This window comes from Tsukamurella sp. 8F (assembly GCF_029167375.1).
Lineage (GTDB): Bacteria > Actinomycetota > Actinomycetes > Mycobacteriales > Mycobacteriaceae > Tsukamurella.
In genome coordinates this window covers 139,218-156,474 of sequence record NZ_JARFTP010000009.1, presented here as the reverse complement: position 1 = coordinate 156,474, position 17,257 = coordinate 139,218, and the positions used below count along the sequence as shown (strand labels likewise).

Sequence of the window (17,257 nt, the reverse complement as noted above, 5' to 3'; positions counted from 1 at the left end):
GCCCCCCCCCCCCCCCGCTTCATATCTGGTGCGAAACGATCAGAACGCGGCCTCGTCGAGCTCCATCGGATCGTTGTCGAGCGCGGCGATGACGTCCTTGGTCGAGGTCAGCAGCGGCAGCATGTTCTTCGCGAAGAAGTCTGCGACGCCGACCTTGCCCTCGTAGAAGGACTTGTCCGCGCCGGTCGCGCCACCGTCGAGTGCGGCCTGCGCGATCGAGGCCTGATGCAGCAGGCGCCAGCCGACCAGCAGGTCGCCGAACGCCATGAGGAAACGCACCGAACCGAGGCCCACCTTGTACAGTTCCTTGGGCTCGGACTGCGACGCCATGGCGAAGCCGGTCAGCGTCGCGGCCATCGCCTGGACGTCCTCGACGGCCTTGGCGAGCAGAGCCACGTCGTCCTTCAGACGGCCCGACGACTCGGCCTCGACGAAGCTGGTGATCTGGCCCGCGACGTGGCCGAGCGCGGCCCCGCGGTCCTTGAGGATCTTGCGGAAGAAGAAGTCCTGCGCCTGGATCGCGGTGGTGCCCTCGTACAGCGAGTCGATCTTCGAGTCACGCACGTACTGCTCGATCGGGTAGTCCTGGAGGAAGCCCGAGCCGCCGTACGTCTGCAGCGATTCCTGGCCGAGCAGGACGAAGGCACGCTCCGACCCGACACCCTTGACGATGGGCAGCAGCAGGTCGTTGACCTTGTGCGCCATCTCGGCGTCGGCGCCCGATGCGGCGTTCGCCGTGCGCGGGTCCTGGTGCGCGGCGGTGTACAGATACACCGAACGCAGGCCCTCGGCGTAGGCCTTCTGCGTGAGCAGCGAGCGGCGCACGTCCGGGTGGTGCGTGATGGTCACGCGCGGCGCGGTCTTGTCCGCCATCTGCGTCAGGTCGGCGCCTTGGACGCGCTCCTTGGCGTAGCCGAGCGCATTGAGGTAGCCGGTCGACAGCGTGCCGATCGCCTTGGTACCGACCATCATCCGGGCGTGCTCGATGACCTTGAACATCTGCGCGATGCCCTTGATCTCCTCGCCGACCAGCCACCCCTGGGCCGGAACGCCGTGTCCGCCGAACGTCAGCTCGCAGGTGGTCGAGGACTTGATGCCCATCTTGTGCTCGACACCGGTGACGAAGGCGCCGTTGCGCTCGCCCAGCTCGCCGGTCTCGGGGTCGAAGTGGAACTTGGGCACGAAGTACAGGCCCAGCCCCTTCGTGCCGGGCGCGCCGCCCTCGGGGCGGGCGAGCACGAGGTGGAAGGTGTTCTCGTACATGTCGTCGACGGCCGCCGACGTGATGAAACGCTTGACGCCCTCGATGTGCCACGAGCCGTCGTCCTGCTTGATCGCCTTGGTGCGCCCTGCGCCCACGTCGGAGCCCGCGTCGGGCTCGGTGAGCACCATCGTGGCGTTCCAGCCCTTCTCGGCGCAGACCACGGCCCACTTCTTCTGATCCTCTGTGCCCAGGTCGTACATGATCTGCGCGAAGCCGGGGCCGGCCGAGAACATGAACACGGGCGGGTTGGCGCCCAGGAACATCTCGGCGATGCTCCAGTAGAGCGGACGGGGCACGTCGGTACCACCGAGCTCGTCGTCGAGGCCGAGGTAGCCCCAGCCGCCGTCGTTGAACTGCGCCAGCGACTTCTTGAATGCCGGGTCGATGGTCACGTCGTGCTTCTCGGGGTCGAAGACCGGCGGGTTGCGGTCTGCCGTCGCGAACGACTCGGCGATCGGCCCCTCGGCCTGGCGGGCGGCCTCACGCAGCATCTCCTTGGCGGTGTCGCTGTCGAGATCGCCGTATGCGCCGGACTCCAGTACGTCGCCGACGCCCAGATCCTCGAAGAGGTTGAACTCGAGGTCTCGGACATTGCTCTTGTAATGGCCCATGGGGCTGTTCCACCTTCGTGTGCGGGCTGTTCTGTGCTTACCGGCGTCTTACCGCCGGGTAAGTTACCAGTCGGTAATAAGGCCAGGATAGTCGCCTCGCACGACTAAGACAAGTAGTCAGGCAGCGCGGCGACGGGCACGTAGTGCCAGGTCGACGCCGGTTCCGTGGCGGGCGTCACTGTCGCGCCACTCGACGTGCTCGACCACCATGTCCTCGGGTAGAGCGCCGGACACCGCGGTCGCGCCGAACACAGGTATCTCGGGGTGGTCGTCGAGGCGCTCGTGCACCGCCAGCACCAGGACGCCGCCCGCCGCGAGCCCGTCGCACACCCTCGTTATCGCCAGGTCGAGATCCGACGGTGCGGGCTGCAGATACGCCCACACGGCAAGGTCGTACTCGTCCTCGGGCAGCGGATCGACGGTGATGTCGCCGAGCGTCCAGTGCAGTCGCGCCCGTACGCTCCGCGGCGCCCGGGATGCGGCTGTCGCAGCCTTGTCGAGGCCGACGCGCGAGAAATCCAGAGCCGTCACGTCCCAGCCGCGGGTCGCGAGGTGTATCGCGTCGTGCCCCTCGCCCGTGCCGACGTCGAGGGCCCGGCCCGGCGGCAGCACCGTCGTCTGCTCGACCACCCACGGCGTCGGCGGCTCCGCCCACACCAGGTCGGTCGAGCGGTAGCGGTCGTCCCACTCCTCGGGTCCGGGTGCCTGGGGCAGCTCGTGCCGGCCGCTCACGCGAGTGCCTCCCTGATGTAGGCGACATCGTCCGCGAGCCCTTCGGCGGGGGTCTCCAGGATGATCGGCGCCCCCGCGGCCCGGGCGACATCGGCGAGCACGTCGGGATCGATCGTGCCGTCCTGCAGATTCGCGTGCCGGTCGCGGGCCGAGTCGAACTCGTCGCGAGAGTTGTTCAGGTGCACCAGGTCTATGCGCCCGGTGATCGCCATGACCCGCTCGACTATGCCGAGCAGGTCCTCGCCGCCCGCCCACGCGTGACATGTGTCGAGGCAGAACCCGGCGCCCTGATCACCGACGGCGTCCCACAGCCGGCCGATGGTCTCCAGCTGCCGCGCGATGGCTCCGTCGCCGCCCGCGGTGTTCTCGATCAGGATCGGCACGCCGAACCCGCCCTTGTCCTCCTGACGCGTGAACAGCTTGCGCCAGTTGTCGATTCCCGCCGCGAGGTCTTCGCCCGAGCGCAGGTGGCCGCCGTGCACGACGAGGCCGAACGCGCCCAGATCCGCGGCCGCGGCCGCCTGGTCCGCCACGCACTTCCGAGACGGCATACGCAGCCGGTTGTTCAGGCTCGCCACGTTGATGACGTAGGCGGAGTGGACCACCACGTCGATGGACGACTCGCGGATGGCCTCGAGCTCCGGGTGCGGTTGCGGCTTCTCGAAGGTCTGCGGATCGGTCACGAACATCTGCATGACGTCGATGCCGAGGCGCTCTGCGGTCTGTAGTGGGTGCGTGTCACCACGGACGTGTGCTCCGATGCGCATGCGACCAGGGTAGTCGTCAGCCCAGGCGGGGGAGCACGATGCACGCGGCGACGAACGTCGCTCCGCCCACCGCCGCCAGTCCCGCCCAGATCGCGGCTGCCGAGCTGCCGGTTGCGAGGGTGAAGAAGAAGCCGCCGAGGATCGCGAGCATCAACACCTGGCCCGTGAACGCGATCGCGCGCACGCCGATCTCGCGCTGCCGCTCGTCGGCCTCGCCGCCGCCCAGCAGGGCCCCGGTCTCGGACCGGCGGCGCAGCAGCACGACCACCGCGACGTACGTGAGCATGATCGCCAGCATCGCGAAGCCCAGAGCCGGTTCGCCGCGCGCGAGCATGATCCCCAGGTACGCGAGCCCGGCGACGACGCCCACCGCGGGTACGGACCACTTCGCGTACCGGACTCGGATCGTGTTACTCGACATGGAAGACCTCCTCGACGGTGGTGCCGAAATGCCGTGCGATCGCGATGGCCAGCGCCAGTGACGGGCTGTATCGGCAGGCTTCGATCGCGTTGATCGTCTGACGCGAGACCCCAAGGGACGCACCGAGTTCTGCCTGTGAAAGGCCCCTTTCGTTACGAAGGCTCCGCACATCGTTCCGCACGCAATGGAAAGTACCCTTTCCATTGCCATATGTAAAGCGAACTTTCCGTCCGGGACAGTTGAGTTGCGTTCAACAAGGCGTTTACTCGGCGGGTACCAGCAGGTAGGTTGTGGCCCATGTCATCGATCTTCATCTCCGGCGGAGCTGCCGGGATCGGGCGCGCGACCGCCCTTCGTTTCCTGTCCGAAGGCTGGACCGTCGGCGTATACGACGTCAACGACGAGGCGCTGGAGGGTTTGAAGGCCGACCACCCGGCGATCGTTACCGGGCACCTGGACGTGCGTGACCCGCAGTCGTGGGACACGGCGCTCGCCGCGTTCGCGGAGCACACCGGCGGCGGCATCGACGTGCTCGACAACAACGCGGGCGTCCTCGTCGCCGGCGACCTCGCGGACCTCACGCCCGAGCAGGTGAAGTTCCAGGTCGACATCAACGTGCTGGGCCTGACGTACGGGGCGCAGGCGGCGTACCCGTACCTGAAGAGGGCGGACAAGGGGCATCTGGTCAACCTGTGCTCCGCGTCGGCGATCTACGGCCAGCCGGGTATCGCGACCTACAGCGCGACGAAGTTCTACGTGCACGGCCTGTCCGAGGCCCTCGACCTGGAGTGGCAGGAGGACGGCATCCGCGTCGTCGCGATCTGGCCGTTGTGGGCGAAGACGGCGCTCGCCGACGTCGACCACGGGTCGACGAAGACCCTCGGGGTGAACATCACCCCCGAGCAGGTCGCCGACAAGATCTGGGAGGCGGTACATCCTGGTGTCCTGGTGGTGCCGCGCATCCACTATTCAGTGGGCAGGGTCACAACCGTGATGGCCAATTCGAGTAAATTCGCTCCCAGGGCCTTGGTCCGGACGATCAACAAGTTCATCGCGCACTAGCTGCCCGTCGAAGGAGACGTGACACCTTGTTCCAGAGCACCATGATGGAAGGCGAGCTCACAATCGCCGCACTCGTCGAGTACAGCCGGAGGGTGTTCCCCGAGGCCCGTATCCGGACGTGGACAGGGGAGGGGCTGCGGGACGCGTCCTTCTCCGAGATCGGGGACAAGGCGGCCCAGCTCGCGAACGCGCTGGCCGAGCTGGGCGTCGAGCGCGGCGACCGCGTCGCCACGTTCATGTGGAACAACAACGAGCACCAGGTGGCGTACGCCGGCGTGCCCGCGATGGGCGCCGTGCTGCACACACTCAACCTGCGGCTCTCGCCGGAGCAGGCCGTCTACATCATCAACCACGCGAACGACAAGGTGATCATCGTCGATGCGTCGGTCGCGCCGCTCCTCTCGAAGTACCTGACCGGCACACCCGACGTCGAGCACGTCGTCGTCGCCAACGGGCCCAAGGAGGCGCTCACGGCGCCGGAGGGCATCGCCGTGCATTCGTTCGACGAACTGATCGACGGCAGGCCGACCACGTACGAGTGGCCCGAGATCGCCGAACGCGATCCCGCCGTCATGTGTTACACCTCCGGCACCACGGGCGATCCCAAGGGCGTCGTATACAGCCATCGCAGCATCTGGTTGCACTCGATGCAGGTGAACTCCTCGTCGGGCATGGCGCTGGGCAATGCCGATTCGGTGCTCGCGATCGTCCCGATGTTCCACGTCATGTCGTGGGGCCTGCCCTTCGCGGCGATGATGGCCGGTATCACGCTCGTCATGCCCGACCGTTTCCTGCAGCCCGAGCCGCTGCTGCAGGTCATGGCCGAGGCCAGGCCGACGTTCGCCGCTGCCGTGCCCACCATCTGGCAGGGCGTTGCTGCGCGTCTCGAGGCTGCGCCGCAGGATATCTCGCACATGCGTGAGGTCGTGGTGGGCGGCGCTGCGGTGCCGCCGTCGATGATCCGCACGTTCGACGGTCACGGCGTCCGCATCACGCATGCGTGGGGTATGACCGAGACGTCCCCGCTGGGCACCGTCTCGCGTCCGCCGTTCGGTATCGAAGATCCGGAGAAGGAGTTCGCCTACCGGGTGACGCAGGGGCGTTTCCCGGCGTCCGTGCAGGCGCGGCTCATCGCCGACGACGGCACCGAGCAGCCTTGGGACGGCGAGTCCGCGGGCGAGCTCGAGGTGCGCGGCCCGTGGATCACCGGCGCGTACTACTCGCCGGACGGCCCGGTCAGTGAGGAGGCCAAGTTCCACGACGGCTGGCTGCGCACCGGTGACGTCGCGACGATCAGTCCGGACGGGTTCATGACGATCGTCGACCGCACCAAGGACATGATCAAAACCGGCGGCGAGTGGATCAGCTCGGTGGAACTGGAGAACACCGTGATGGCGAACCCGACGATCGCGGAGGCTGCGGTCGTGGGCGTGCCCGACGAGAAGTGGGACGAGCGGCCGTTCGTCCTGGCCGTGGTCAAGGACGCGGCCGACGCCGATGTCGATAAGCAGCGTGCCTACCTCGCCGAGCGTGTGCCGCGCTGGCAGGTGCCGGAGCGCTGGGCCTTCGTCACCGAGGTCCCCAAGACCTCGGTCGGAAAGTTCGACAAGAAGGTCATCCGTGCCCAGTACGCCGACGGCGCCTACGAGGTGGTCGAGTCGCGCAGCTGATGTCTGCGGGCGGGGCTCCCCGAGAGTGCTGAGGAGTGCACCGCAGGGGTGCAGTTCGCAGCACGGTGTGGCGGCGCCGTCATCGGGTCGCGCGCGAGTCGCGGAAGAGCAGGGCCGCGTGCAGGCTCGTGCGCGACTCGGGATCGTCGAGGTCGGTCCCGAGCACCGCCTGGAGATCGGCGAGGCGCGCGTAGAGGGTCGGCCGCGAAAGGTGTAGGCGCGCTGCGAGAGCCGTCTTGTGGCCGCCCTCCTCGAGATAGGCGCGCAGGAGATCGGTGAGCTCGGCCGCCCGCGGTGACGCCAGCAGCCCACGGAGTTCGGCCTCGGCGAAAGCGGATACGCGCGGGTCGTCGCGGAGCAGCGCGGCGAGGCCGCGCAGCCTCGTGTCTCCGGCGCCGAACACGGCCTGTCGCCCGGAGTGCGGCATCGAGAGCGCGACCTGTGCGACGTGCGCGGCCTCTGCGAGCCCGCCCGCCGCGTCGATCAGTCGCCCGGCGGCCGGGCCGGCGCCCAGAACCGTCCGCCGAACCCCGCGTACGCGACCGGTCTCGGCTGCGATGCGCCGCCCGATCGCCTCGGCTGCGGACTCGTCGAATCCCTTGGGGCAGGAGAGGATCAGGTCGATGCGGCCCGAGCCTGCCGCGGTGAGGGCGGACAGTCCAGCGGCACTCAGGGCGTACCGCACCGCGTCGTGCATCTGTACCTGCCGGCGCTGCGCATCCACCTCATGCGCCCCCGGCGTGATGTCCGAGACGACCGCCAGGGGCCGGTACCGCAGCGCCGTGGGCACACCGAGTGCGCGGGCGCGAGCAGACGCGCTCGGCTCGTCGGGTACCCGGCCGTTCCGCAGGTCGTCGAGCAGCCCGGACTGTGCCTGTTGCTCGAGCAGGCTACGGTCGCGTTCCACCATCTCGCGCAGCGCAAGGGCCTGCGCGGCGCGTTCGAGCACGGTCTCCGTTCGGCCTCTCCGTTCCTCGTCTGCGAGCGGTGCGACCAGGCGTGCGAACACCCGGCGGTCGACCCCGACGTCGGTACCGACGCCGGTACCGACGTCGGGGTCGGACGCGCGGCGCTCCCAGCCACGCAACAGTTCGGCCGGCGCGTGGCCCAGGGCGGCCACGGCGACGACCCGGCGCGCGGTGTCCTCCAGGACGACCGGCGTGCCGAGCAGATTCGCCGCGGCGCCGACGATGTCGTCCGCACCGGCGCGCCGCATGGACAGCGCGGTGAACACCTCGTGGGTGTGCCGAGCGAATTCGACCTCCGCATACTGCCCCGCGACTATCTCCCGGTGCACCTGCTCCGTGACCTCGACGAAGCGGATCCGGCGATGTAGCGCCGCGAGCGGCATGCCGGCACGCCGGGCGGAGGCCACGGCACCGTCGGGCACGGCCGCCAGGCGCGGGCCCAGCTCGACGAGAAGTCCGACCGCGCCGGCTACGACGAGACCGTCGACGTAGCCGACCGGATCCTCGGAGAGGCTGCGGCCCGTCGTGAGGATCAATTCACCGCCCGTGAGCAGGTCCTTCACGTCGGGAGCGTCGCCCACGTGCACCCAGCGGACCGGGCTGTCCAGCGGGGCGTCGGTGAGCAGCTCCGGCCGGCCGGCGCGGACCTCGGGAAGCGCTAGCACGCGAGCGACGGTGACCTCCACCCGACAGAGTGTAAAGCCGAGATGCGAAACAGTTACAGATCGTCGGGATCCGCGACGGCGCAACGGTGTGATCGTCGATGCATGACCGCAACCGAGATCCCGGTACAGACCATCGCCCACTGGGCCGCAGGCACGGACTTCGCCGGCACCTCCGGCGAGACCGCCCCCGTCACGAATCCTGCCACCGGTGCCGTCACCGGTCGCGTCGCCCTCGCGTCGGCGGAGGACACGCAGGCCGTCGTCGCCGCCGCGAAGGCGGCCTTCCCGGCGTGGCGCGACGCCTCGCTCGCCAAGCGCACCGCCGTCCTCTTCAACTTCCGTGAGCTGCTGAACGCGCGCAAGCACGAGCTGGCCGAGATCGTCACGGCCGAGCACGGCAAGGTGCGCTCAGATGCGCTGGCGGAGGTGTCCCGCGGTCAAGAGGTCGTCGAATTCGCCTGCGGCATCAATCATCTGCTCAAGGGATCGATGTCCGAGAACGTCTCGACCAAGGTAGACGTGTCCTCGATCCGCCAGGCGCTCGGCCCGGTCGCGATCATCTCCCCGTTCAACTTCCCTGCGATGGTCCCGATGTGGTTCTTCCCCATCGCCATCGCTGCGGGCGACACCGTCGTGGTCAAGCCGTCCGAGAAGGACCCGTCGGCGACCATGTGGATCGCCCGGCTCTGGGCCGAGGCCGGCCTGCCCGACGGCGTGTTCAACGTGGTCAACGGCGATAAGACCGCCGTCGACGAGTTGCTCGTCCACCCCGACATCAAGGCCGTGTCGTTCGTCGGCTCCACCCCGATCGCGAAGTATGTGTACGAGGTCGGTACGTCGCACGGCAAGCGCGTCCAGGCTCTGGGCGGCGCGAAGAACCACGCGATCGTGTTGCCGGACGCGGACCTCGACCTGGCGGCGGACTCGCTGGTCAACGCCGGTTTCGGAGCGGCCGGAGAACGCTGCATGGCCATCTCGGTGGCCGTAGCGGTGGGCGACATCGCCGACGATCTGGTCGGCAAGGTCGCCGAGCGTGCTCGGGGTCTGAAGACCGGCGACGGTGCCCGGGGCGTCGATATGGGCCCGCTGATCACGCGCGCGCACGCCGACCGTGTCTCCTCGTATATCGATGCGGGCGAGGAGGCGGGGGCATCCGTCGTCGTGGACGGCCGGGGCGTCACGCCCGTCGGGGGCGATGTCGCCGACGGCTTCTACGTCGGGCCCACGCTGCTCGACGACGTCACCGCCGATATGAGTGTGTACACCGACGAGATATTCGGTCCGGTGCTCTCGGTGGTGCGGGTCGCGTCCTATGACGATGCGCTCGCGCTGGTGAACGCCAATCAGTACGGCAACGGCACCGCGATCTTCACCGCCGACGGCGGCGCGGCGCGGCGCTTCCAGAACGAGGTCGAGGTCGGCATGGTCGGCATCAACGTGCCGATCCCCGTGCCCACCGCGTTCTTCAGCTTCGGCGGTTGGAAGGCCTCGTTGTTCGGTGACACGCACGCTCACGGCGCCGAGGGCGTCCACTTCTTCACCCGCGGCAAGGTGGTCACCACGCGGTGGCAGGATCCGAGCCAGCGAGGTATCGACCTCGGCTTCCCCCAGAACGACTAGGAGACCACGATGACGCAGCTTCCCGATGGGCGCGACCTGGCCGACGCCGTCGAATCCGGCCGTCGTGCATATGAACTCGATCGCAGGCACGTCTTCCACTCGTGGTCGGCGCAGGCCGATATCGCTCCGATGACGGTGCTGGCCGCCGAAGGCTCGTACTTCTGGGACGGCGAGGGCAACAGGATCCTCGACTTCTCGTCGCAGCTGGTCAACACGAACATCGGGCATCAACACCCGAAGGTCGTCGCGGCCATCGCCGAGCAGGCCACCCGCCTGGCGACCGTGGCGCCGCAGCACGTGAACGAATCCCGTTCCGAGGCCGCACGTCTCATCGCCGAGCGCACACCGGGCGAGCTGAACCGGATCTTCTTCACCAATGGTGGCGCCGACGCGGTGGAGCACGCGGTGCGGATGGCACGTCTGCACACGGGTCGCGTGAAGGTGCTTGCGCGGTACCGCTCGTACCACGGCGGAACCGAGCAGGCGATCAACCTGACGGGCGATCACCGACGGTGGGCCAACGACCGCGGCGCGGCCGGAGTGGTGCGGTTCAACGGGCCGTTCCTCTACCGCTCGGCGTTCTACGCCGAGACCGAGGAGCAGGAGTGCGAGCGTGCGCTCGCCGAGCTGCGGCGTGTCATCGAGCAGGAGGGCCCGGCGACCATCGCGGCCGTCCTACAGGAGTCGATTCCGGGCACAGCCGGGATCATGGTGCCGCCCGCCGGCTACCTGGCGGGCGTACGCGCCCTGTGCGACGAGTTCGGGATCGTCATGATCGCGGACGAGGTCATGTCCGGGTTCGGCCGCGCCGGAAGGTGGTTCGCGATCGAACACGGCGACACCGCCGACGGGCCGGTGGTTCCGGACCTGATGACGTTCGCGAAGGGCGTCAACTCCGGCTATGTGCCGCTGGGCGGCGTCGCGATCTCCCCGGCGATCGCGGAGACCTTCGCGCACCGCGCGTACCCGGGTGGCCTGACCTACTCGGGCCACCCGCTCGCCACCGCCGCCGCGGTCGCGGCGATCAACGCGATGAGCGAAGAGGGGATCGTCGAGAACTCCGCCGCCATCGGCGCGGACGTCCTGGGCCCGGGCCTGCGCGAGATCGCGGCACGGCATCCGTCCGTCGGTGAGGTCCGTGGTGTGGGAGTGTTCTGGGCCGTGGAGCTCGTGCGTAGCCGCGAGACTCGGGAACCGTTGGCGCCGTATGGCGGTTCCAGCGCCGCGATCAACGAGACCATGGCCGCCTGCCGCAAGGGCGGGATGCTGCCCGTGGCGTCCTACAACCGGCTGCACATCGTGCCGCCCTGCACCGTCGGCGCCGACGAGGCACGCGAGGGTCTCGCCGTCCTCGACGAGGCCCTCGCGGTCGCCGACGCGTACACGGAGTAGGGCGGTGGCACGGATCAGGCCGCGCGGGCCTCCCGCAGCCCGTGCGAGGACCCGCGCAGGAGGATGTCGACGACGGAGTCGACGTCGTCGGACATGGGTACGTGGCCGGCGCCCTCGAGCCAGATGTGCTCGGCCTGCGGCAGCTGCTTGCGCGCACGCCGCGCCTGGTACGGCAGGAGTACGAGGTCCCGGGTGCCCCACGCGATGGTCACCGGCACGTCGGACGGGATGGCACCGTCGAACGGGAACGCCCCGCCGATGATGTCGTGTAGCGCATGGCGCGAGTTCACCATGTTGGCCAGGTCGCCGGCGACGCGCTCGGCGTCGAGGCGCTCGCCGTGCGTCATGAGGGTGCCCATCATGAGCTTGCGTCCCAGGGCCGAGCGGGTGAGTGTCGGAGCGACCGGCGACGCCAGCAGGCCGGACGTCACCAGGATCGCGAAGTGCGCCCGGATGAGCGCGAAGTCGGCGTCGCCGCGCCAGAAGCCGGCGGGGGACAGGGTCGTGGCGCTGCTCGCGAGGCCGTCGGCCGCGGCCTCGAGGGCCACGCGGCCGCCGAGCGAGTTGCCGGCGATGTGCGGCCGGTGTAGACCGAGGTGGTCGAACAGGTCGACCAGCTGTTCCTGCAGTACGTCCTTTACCGGGCGGCCTTCCAGGTCCAGGGCGGGGGACTCGCCGTGTCCGGGCAGGTCGAACAGGATGACCTCGCGGTGCTCGGCTAGGCGTTCCGCCACCGGATACCAGGCCTGCCGTCGGTGTGCGATCCCGTGGACGAGAACCAGAGGTTCTCCATTACCGAACCGCTCATACGCCAGTGTCATGCGGACATACGCTAGAGCGTGATAGACGGATGTGCAATACCTCTCATGGCGGGTGTTGCGACCGGTGCGCCTGACGGCCCGGCTACCAGCTCCGTTGCGCCGGAGGCGCTGCGTGGGCGGTGCCTGCGGGACGGTCACGCGCGTGCCGCGACCGCGGCACATCGGCTCGTGTAAGGCGGCGACAGAGCGACGTCAGAGCCGCGTAAGAGCGCGGGCGCATCGTTACCGCCATGACTACGACAACCACGGCCGGACCAACGGCCACATCGACAGGCGCCGGCACGGCGCCCGCCATCGAGGCCACCGGCCTCGTGAAGCGCTTCGGCAGCACGCGCGCCGTCGACGGCGTCGACCTCGTCGTCCCGACCGGCACCGTCTACGGCGTGCTCGGCCCGAACGGTGCGGGAAAGACGACGACGGTACGCATGCTCGCGACCCTCCTGAAGCCCGACGAGGGCAGCGCACGGGTCTTCGGCTACGACGTCACCCGCGACTCCGTCGCCGTGCGCTCCCTGGTGGGCGTCACGGGGCAGTACGCGTCGGTCGACGAGGACCTGTCCGGCCGGGAGAACCTCGTGCTGTTCTCGCGTCTGCTAGGCCTGTCTCGCCAGGCGTCCCGGCGTCGCGCCGACGACCTGCTGGAGGAGTTCGGCCTCACGGAGGCGGCGACCCGGCCGCTGAAGGACTTCTCCGGCGGCATGCGCCGGCGCCTCGATCTCGCGGCGAGCCTCATCTCCACGCCCCCGCTACTGTTCCTCGACGAGCCCACGACGGGCCTCGACCCGCGCACCCGCTCGCAGATGTGGGACACCATCCGGCGACTCGTCGCCGGGGGAGCGACCGTGCTCCTCACGACGCAGTACCTGGACGAGGCGGACCAGCTCGCCGACCGCATCGCCGTGATCGATCACGGCCGCGTCATCGCGGACGACACCGCCGCGGAGCTCAAACGTTCCGTGGGCGGCAGCACGCTCGTGTTGTCCCCGGCCGACCGCGCCGACGTCGCGCGGTGCGCCGAGCTAGTCGAGCGCGTGCTCGGCACGGCTCCCGCGCTGAGCGCCGAGGCCGGACGGGTGACGGCCCCGCTGCACCGCCCGGACCTGGTTCCGGACGTGCTGATCGCCCTGCGCGACAAGGACATCGAAGTCGCGACCATCACGGTCGCGCAGCCCAGCTTGGACGAGGTATTCCTCGCCCTCACCGGCCCGAAGGAGGCCTGAATCATGACCACCGCAACCCCCGTGATACTCGAATCCGGTGCGCTGGCACCGGTTCCCAGATCCATCCCCTTCGCCGCCGCCGTGCGGCAGAGCTTCACCATGGGCTACCGCGGCCTGCTGAAGATCCGGCACAACCCCGAGCAACTGTTCGACGTGGTGCTGCAACCCATCATCTTCACGCTGATGTTCACCTACATCTTCGGCGGCGCCATCAGCGGCAACATCCACTCGTATCTGCCCGTCATCATCCCCGGCATCCTGGTGCAGACGGTCATCACCACCTCGGTGGTCACCGGCACGCAGCTGCGGGAGGACATGGAGAAGGGTGTGTTCGACCGGTTCCGGTCGTTGTCCATCGCCCGCATCAGCCCGCTCGCCGGCGCGCTGCTCGCGGACGTGGTGCGCTACCTCATCGCGTCCGTCATCACGTTCGCGATCGGCATAGCGATGGGCTGGCGCCCAGACGTGTTCGGCGTCTTCGCATCCGTCGCGCTGGTGATGGTGTGCAGCTTCGCTGTCTCGTGGATCTTCGCCCTGATGGGCTGCCTCATGAAGAAGGCGACCGCGGTGCAGGGCCTGTCCATGCTCATCATGTTCCCGCTGACCTTCATGTCCAACGCATTCGTTCCCGTGAACACGATGCCGGGCTGGCTGCAGGCGTTCGTCAAGATCAACCCGATCAGCCACCTCGTCACCGCCGTACGCGAACTGACCAACAACGGACACGTCGGTATCCACGTAGTGTGGTCGCTGATCGGCGCCGCGGTGATCGTCGCGATCTTCGCGCCCCTCGCGGTGCGTGCCTACATGCGTGAGGCCTGACGCGCGGCTCCTATATCCGAACGGGCCTCGGGAATCGACGCCAGGACCGCGAGCAACTCGTTCGCGGCCTGGCGCCGTGGCGTGTGCGCGGCCTTCTCGGCGAGCGCGTCCCAGTCCGCAGCTGGGAGACCGCATCGTTCCCGAGCCTCGCGGTGAGCGCGGTCGAGAATCAGCGAATCGAGCCGCGACCCCAGACGCATGCCGAACAGCGCCAGTCGCGCGGGCCGGTCGTCGCCCGTCGAGTCGTCGTGAGTCGAGGCGAGTACGAATCCCGCTGCGAGAGCGGCGGTGCCGCCCTGGGGAAGGTCGTACCAGGCATCCGTGGACACCGCATTCTCGACCGACGAGCTCAGCATCGGCAGCAGCTTGTGAGCGGTGGCGGCGTCGCCTGCCAGGACCAGCCCGCACGCGGTGCGGCTGATGAGCATCATGAGTCCCGGGTCCGAGAACCGGCCGAGCTCTTCGCGGAGCAGGCGGTCTGCGGCCTCCCGGAGCGTCGGCAGAGGGTCCTCACCGGCGGCGAGCGCTACTTCCGCATGCACTACCAGCAGCGCCGTGCGGTGCTCGGGGTCGGCGTTCGCCGCCCCCGACGCCGGGAGATAGCCCTCCAGGCCCTCGAGCTCCCGGCGCGCCTCCTCGACCTCACCCAGCGCGGCGAGAGTGCAGACCACGTAGCACCGGATCTGCGCGGTCTCCATGGGTGCGCCCAACAAGTCGAGTTCCTTTGCCGCCGTGCGGTAGATGGGTAGCGCCTCGGACCAGCGCCCGCGCTGCCCGTACAGCCCGGCCTCGTTGGAGGCGGTCATCGCACGGGCCCAGGGGGCGACGGCGGCGCGGCGCCGGAGCAGTACGGCGTCGCGGATCGCGCCGTCGATGTTTCCGGCGTTCTCGCGCAGGTTCTGGCGCATCGACAGCGCGGTGACCACGATGTCGCGATCCGCAGAACGTATGCCCTCCAAGAGGAGTCGGAACGCGGTATGTAGATCGCGTGCGAGAGCGAGGGATGACAGGAAGTCGGTGAGCCGGACGGTGGCCAGCTCCGGACGGTACAGCCGGCGTAGCAGGAGGCGGGAGTGCGCGACCGCGCGCGTCCGTCGGTCGACCAGAGCCTGCGGCCCGCATGCGAGCACCGTTGCCTGCCACGCCTGCCGCTGCTCCTCCGACAGCCCGGTGGGGTGCAGGTCGAGGGCGTCGAGTACACGTTCGGTCCACGCGCCCGCGTCTCCTCGCAGCCCGCGCGCCGCCCAGAACGCCGACAGGGCGGGGAAGAGCGAAACGACCGTATCCACGTCACCGGTGTCGGTGGCGTGCAACAGGATCCATTGAAGATTCTCGGCCTCGACGGACATCAGCTCTAAGAGTCCGGTGTGATCATCGGTGTCGAACAAGCGCCGGGCGCGCGTCGCGACGCTGCGGCCCCAGGAGGCCATCGCCCCGTAGACCTCGGCGTCGTCCCCGGCGTCGGCGAGCCGTTCGGCACCGAACTCACGGACCGTCTCCAGCATGCGGTAGCGGGTCTGCTCGCCGTCATCGGTGACATGTAGCAGGGACTGATCCACCAGCGCGGACAGCGCGTCCTGGACAGCAGGCCGGAAGCCTGACCCATCGGGTGATGAGGAGTCCGCGAGGACCGCAGCCGCAGCCTCTGCGGCGAATCCGCCCGGGAACCGGCACAGGCGGCGCAGCGCGCGACGGGCGCGTTCGTCGAGTAGTTCCCAGCTCCAGTCGATCACCGCGAACAGGGTGCGGTGCCGTGGCTCGGTGGTCCGGTCGGCGGTGCGCAGCAGCGCGAATCGCTCACTGAGTCCCGCGGCGATCTCGGGCACCGTCATCGTCCGCACGCGCGCCGCCGCCAGCTCGATCGCCAGGGGCAGGCCGTCGAGCGCCCGGCACAGGTCTGCCACCGTGCCGGGGTCGAGCGTGGCGCCGGGTCGGATCGCCTGCGCCCGCAGGGTGAACAGCTGCACGGCGGGTGAGTCGGGCCCGTCCGCGGACAGGACCGGCAACGGGTAGATCCGCTCCCCGGGCACCATGAGCGGGCCGCGGCTCGTGGTCACGACGGTGAGCGACGGCGCGGCCGCCGCGAGCTCACCCACCAGCGCGGCGGCGGCATCGATCACGTGCTCGCAGTTGTCCAGGATCAGCACCGCGGCGCGGTCCCGCAGCGCGGCTGCCAGGCGGGCGGTGAGTGGGCCGGCCGGAATCCGCGGGCGTCCGGTGGGTGAGCGGTCCGTCTCGCCGATTCCGACCACCGACGCGACGGCGCCGGGCACCGCCTCCGGGTCCGTGACCGGTGCCAGCGCAACGAAATACACGGTCCTCCCGCGAGCGGAGAGCGCGTTGCCCACGGTGTGCGCGATCCGAGTCTTACCGACTCCGCCCGGTCCCTGCACCGTGACGACGCGATGCCGCTCCGTAAGGTCGACCACGGCGGAGACGTCGTCTCCGCGGCCGATCAGATCCGATGGTTCGGCGCGCAACCCGACGCTCGCCGCGTCTGCGGGAATCATTGGGGGAGAATCGCCGTCGCCGGCAAGGAGCCGCGTGTGCAGGGCCGCTGCCTCGGGGCCCGGGTCCACCCCGAGCTCGGACGCGAGCGCGCGCCGAAGCCGATCGAACGTGGCGAGTGCCTCGGGCACGTTGCCCTCACCCGCCGCCGCTCGCATCAGCGCGACATGTGCCGGCTCGTCGAGTGGGTCTGCGGTGCATCGGATCTCGGCGATCCGCCGGGCCGCGGTGTAATCGCCGGCGGCCAGTGCGGCGGCGAGGTCGCGATCGTCGCGCAGCCGCGCGAGCCGCGCGGCGCGGCGCCGAACCTCCTCGCCGACGCCGCCCGGATCGTCGCCGAGGTCTGCGCCGGGCTCCCCGCGCCAGTGGGCAGACGACGAGTCCGATTCGCCTACTTCGAGATCCGTCGTCACTCCGGTCAGCCGGTAGCCCGCCGGGCCGGATTCGAGGACCGCGCCCGGCGCGACGGCGGTCAGCGTCTGCCGGAGACGCGAGACCTGCGTGTGCAGGGCGGCCGTCGACGGCGCCCGTCCACCCCACACGTCCTCGACGAGCCGGTCGGCGGATACGTAGCGGCCGCTCGCGAGCGCGAGCGAGGCCAGCAGGCGCTTGGCACGCAGCCCGGGTACCTCGGTGAGCTGGTCGGGTGTGGGCCCCGCCGCTACGGGGCCGAGCAGCCCGACGGTGGTGCGGCAGGTCGACACTCCGTCCACC

14 protein-coding genes are annotated in these 17,257 nt (G+C 69.5%); 6 read left to right on the top strand and 8 right to left on the bottom strand.

The genetic code is table 11. The features are described from left to right. Positions 1–39: 39 nt before the first annotated feature. The 5 genes from P0W64_RS09775 to P0W64_RS09755 all read right to left on the bottom strand — a co-directional run bounded on the left by P0W64_RS09775 (position 40) and on the right by P0W64_RS09755 (position 3,976). Complete coding sequence (locus P0W64_RS09775) at positions 40–1,875, bottom strand: acyl-CoA dehydrogenase (protein ID WP_275479899.1); 1,836 nt, start codon at positions 1,873–1,875, stop codon at positions 40–42. Positions 1,876–1,992: 117 nt separating this feature from the next. Beyond that, positions 1,993–2,607 (bottom strand): class I SAM-dependent methyltransferase, encoded by a 615-nt coding sequence (locus P0W64_RS09770; RefSeq protein WP_275479898.1) that lies wholly within the window; start codon positions 2,605–2,607, stop codon positions 1,993–1,995. After that, entirely contained in the window at positions 2,604–3,374 is a 771-nt protein-coding gene (locus P0W64_RS09765; protein WP_275479897.1) for a deoxyribonuclease IV, read from the bottom strand. The genes P0W64_RS09770 and P0W64_RS09765 overlap by 4 nt, the downstream gene beginning before the upstream one ends. Positions 3,375–3,390: 16 nt before the next feature. Continuing rightward, positions 3,391–3,795: a hypothetical protein gene (locus P0W64_RS09760; protein ID WP_275479896.1), complete on the bottom strand. Its 405-nt coding sequence runs from the start codon at positions 3,793–3,795 to the stop codon at positions 3,391–3,393. Beyond that, the gene (locus P0W64_RS09755; RefSeq protein ID WP_275479895.1) at positions 3,785–3,976 is read right to left on the bottom strand and encodes a helix-turn-helix transcriptional regulator; all 192 of its coding nucleotides are present in this window, start codon (positions 3,974–3,976) and stop codon (positions 3,785–3,787) included. Before P0W64_RS09755 ends, P0W64_RS09760 begins: the two co-directional genes overlap by 11 nt. 116 nt (positions 3,977–4,092) lie before the next feature. Between P0W64_RS09755 and P0W64_RS09750 the strand changes: the two genes are divergently transcribed. Together P0W64_RS09750 and P0W64_RS09745 are read left to right on the top strand one after the other, a co-directional pair. Next, the gene (locus tag P0W64_RS09750) at positions 4,093–4,857 is read left to right on the top strand and encodes an SDR family oxidoreductase (RefSeq protein ID WP_275479894.1); all 765 of its coding nucleotides are present in this window, start codon (positions 4,093–4,095) and stop codon (positions 4,855–4,857) included. Between the two features lie 26 nt (positions 4,858–4,883). Further along, entirely contained in the window at positions 4,884–6,527 is a 1,644-nt protein-coding gene (locus P0W64_RS09745; protein ID WP_275479893.1) for a long-chain fatty acid--CoA ligase, read from the top strand. A gap of 79 nt (positions 6,528–6,606) precedes the next feature. Here P0W64_RS09745 and P0W64_RS09740 read toward each other — a convergent pair whose 3' ends face one another. Next, entirely contained in the window at positions 6,607–8,181 is a 1,575-nt protein-coding gene (locus P0W64_RS09740; RefSeq protein WP_275479892.1) for a PucR family transcriptional regulator, read from the bottom strand. An 81-nt stretch (positions 8,182–8,262) separates the two neighbouring features. On the opposite strand from P0W64_RS09740, the gene P0W64_RS09735 reads away from it, so the two are divergent. Both P0W64_RS09735 and P0W64_RS09730 read left to right on the top strand, forming a co-directional pair. Further along, the gene (locus P0W64_RS09735) at positions 8,263–9,780 is read left to right on the top strand and encodes a CoA-acylating methylmalonate-semialdehyde dehydrogenase (protein ID WP_275479891.1); all 1,518 of its coding nucleotides are present in this window, start codon (positions 8,263–8,265) and stop codon (positions 9,778–9,780) included. A 9-nt stretch (positions 9,781–9,789) separates the two neighbouring features. After that, on the top strand, positions 9,790–11,172 hold the full coding sequence (locus P0W64_RS09730) for an aspartate aminotransferase family protein (RefSeq protein ID WP_275479890.1): 1,383 nt from the start codon (positions 9,790–9,792) through the stop codon (positions 11,170–11,172). A gap of 14 nt (positions 11,173–11,186) precedes the next feature. On the opposite strand, the gene P0W64_RS09725 is transcribed toward P0W64_RS09730, so the two are convergent. Continuing rightward, entirely contained in the window at positions 11,187–11,993 is an 807-nt protein-coding gene (locus tag P0W64_RS09725) for an alpha/beta hydrolase (RefSeq protein WP_275479889.1), read from the bottom strand. A 230-nt stretch (positions 11,994–12,223) separates the two neighbouring features. Here P0W64_RS09725 and P0W64_RS09720 point away from each other — a divergent pair, with 230 nt between their 5' ends. Together P0W64_RS09720 and P0W64_RS09715 are read left to right on the top strand one after the other, a co-directional pair. Continuing rightward, the gene (locus tag P0W64_RS09720; RefSeq protein ID WP_275479888.1) at positions 12,224–13,213 is read left to right on the top strand and encodes an ATP-binding cassette domain-containing protein; all 990 of its coding nucleotides are present in this window, start codon (positions 12,224–12,226) and stop codon (positions 13,211–13,213) included. Between the two features lie 3 nt (positions 13,214–13,216). Then, complete coding sequence (locus P0W64_RS09715; RefSeq protein WP_275479887.1) at positions 13,217–14,035, top strand: ABC transporter permease; 819 nt, start codon at positions 13,217–13,219, stop codon at positions 14,033–14,035. Here the strand turns inward: P0W64_RS09715 and P0W64_RS09710 are convergent. Continuing rightward, on the bottom strand, positions 14,017–17,256 hold the full coding sequence (locus P0W64_RS09710; RefSeq protein ID WP_275479886.1) for a BTAD domain-containing putative transcriptional regulator: 3,240 nt from the start codon (positions 17,254–17,256) through the stop codon (positions 14,017–14,019). The genes P0W64_RS09715 and P0W64_RS09710 overlap by 19 nt on opposite strands. Between the last annotated feature and the right edge of the window lies 1 nt (position 17,257).

Excerpts from the sequence above, each read along its gene's own strand:
- P0W64_RS09730 (WP_275479890.1), top strand. The coding sequence starts at position 9,790 with ATGACGCAGCTTCCCGATGGGCGCGACCTGGCCGACGCCGTCGAATCC.
- P0W64_RS09725 (WP_275479889.1), bottom strand. The coding sequence starts at position 11,993 with ATGACACTGGCGTATGAGCGGTTCGGTAATGGAGAACCTCTGGTTCTC.
- P0W64_RS09775 (WP_275479899.1), bottom strand. The coding sequence starts at position 1,875 with ATGGGCCATTACAAGAGCAATGTCCGAGACCTCGAGTTCAACCTCTTC.
- P0W64_RS09750 (WP_275479894.1), top strand. The coding sequence starts at position 4,093 with ATGTCATCGATCTTCATCTCCGGCGGAGCTGCCGGGATCGGGCGCGCG.
- P0W64_RS09760 (WP_275479896.1), bottom strand. The coding sequence starts at position 3,795 with ATGTCGAGTAACACGATCCGAGTCCGGTACGCGAAGTGGTCCGTACCC.
- P0W64_RS09735 (WP_275479891.1), top strand. The coding sequence starts at position 8,263 with ATGACCGCAACCGAGATCCCGGTACAGACCATCGCCCACTGGGCCGCA.
- P0W64_RS09715 (WP_275479887.1), top strand. The coding sequence starts at position 13,217 with ATGACCACCGCAACCCCCGTGATACTCGAATCCGGTGCGCTGGCACCG.
- P0W64_RS09765 (WP_275479897.1), bottom strand. The coding sequence starts at position 3,374 with ATGCGCATCGGAGCACACGTCCGTGGTGACACGCACCCACTACAGACC.
- P0W64_RS09720 (WP_275479888.1), top strand. The coding sequence starts at position 12,224 with ATGACTACGACAACCACGGCCGGACCAACGGCCACATCGACAGGCGCC.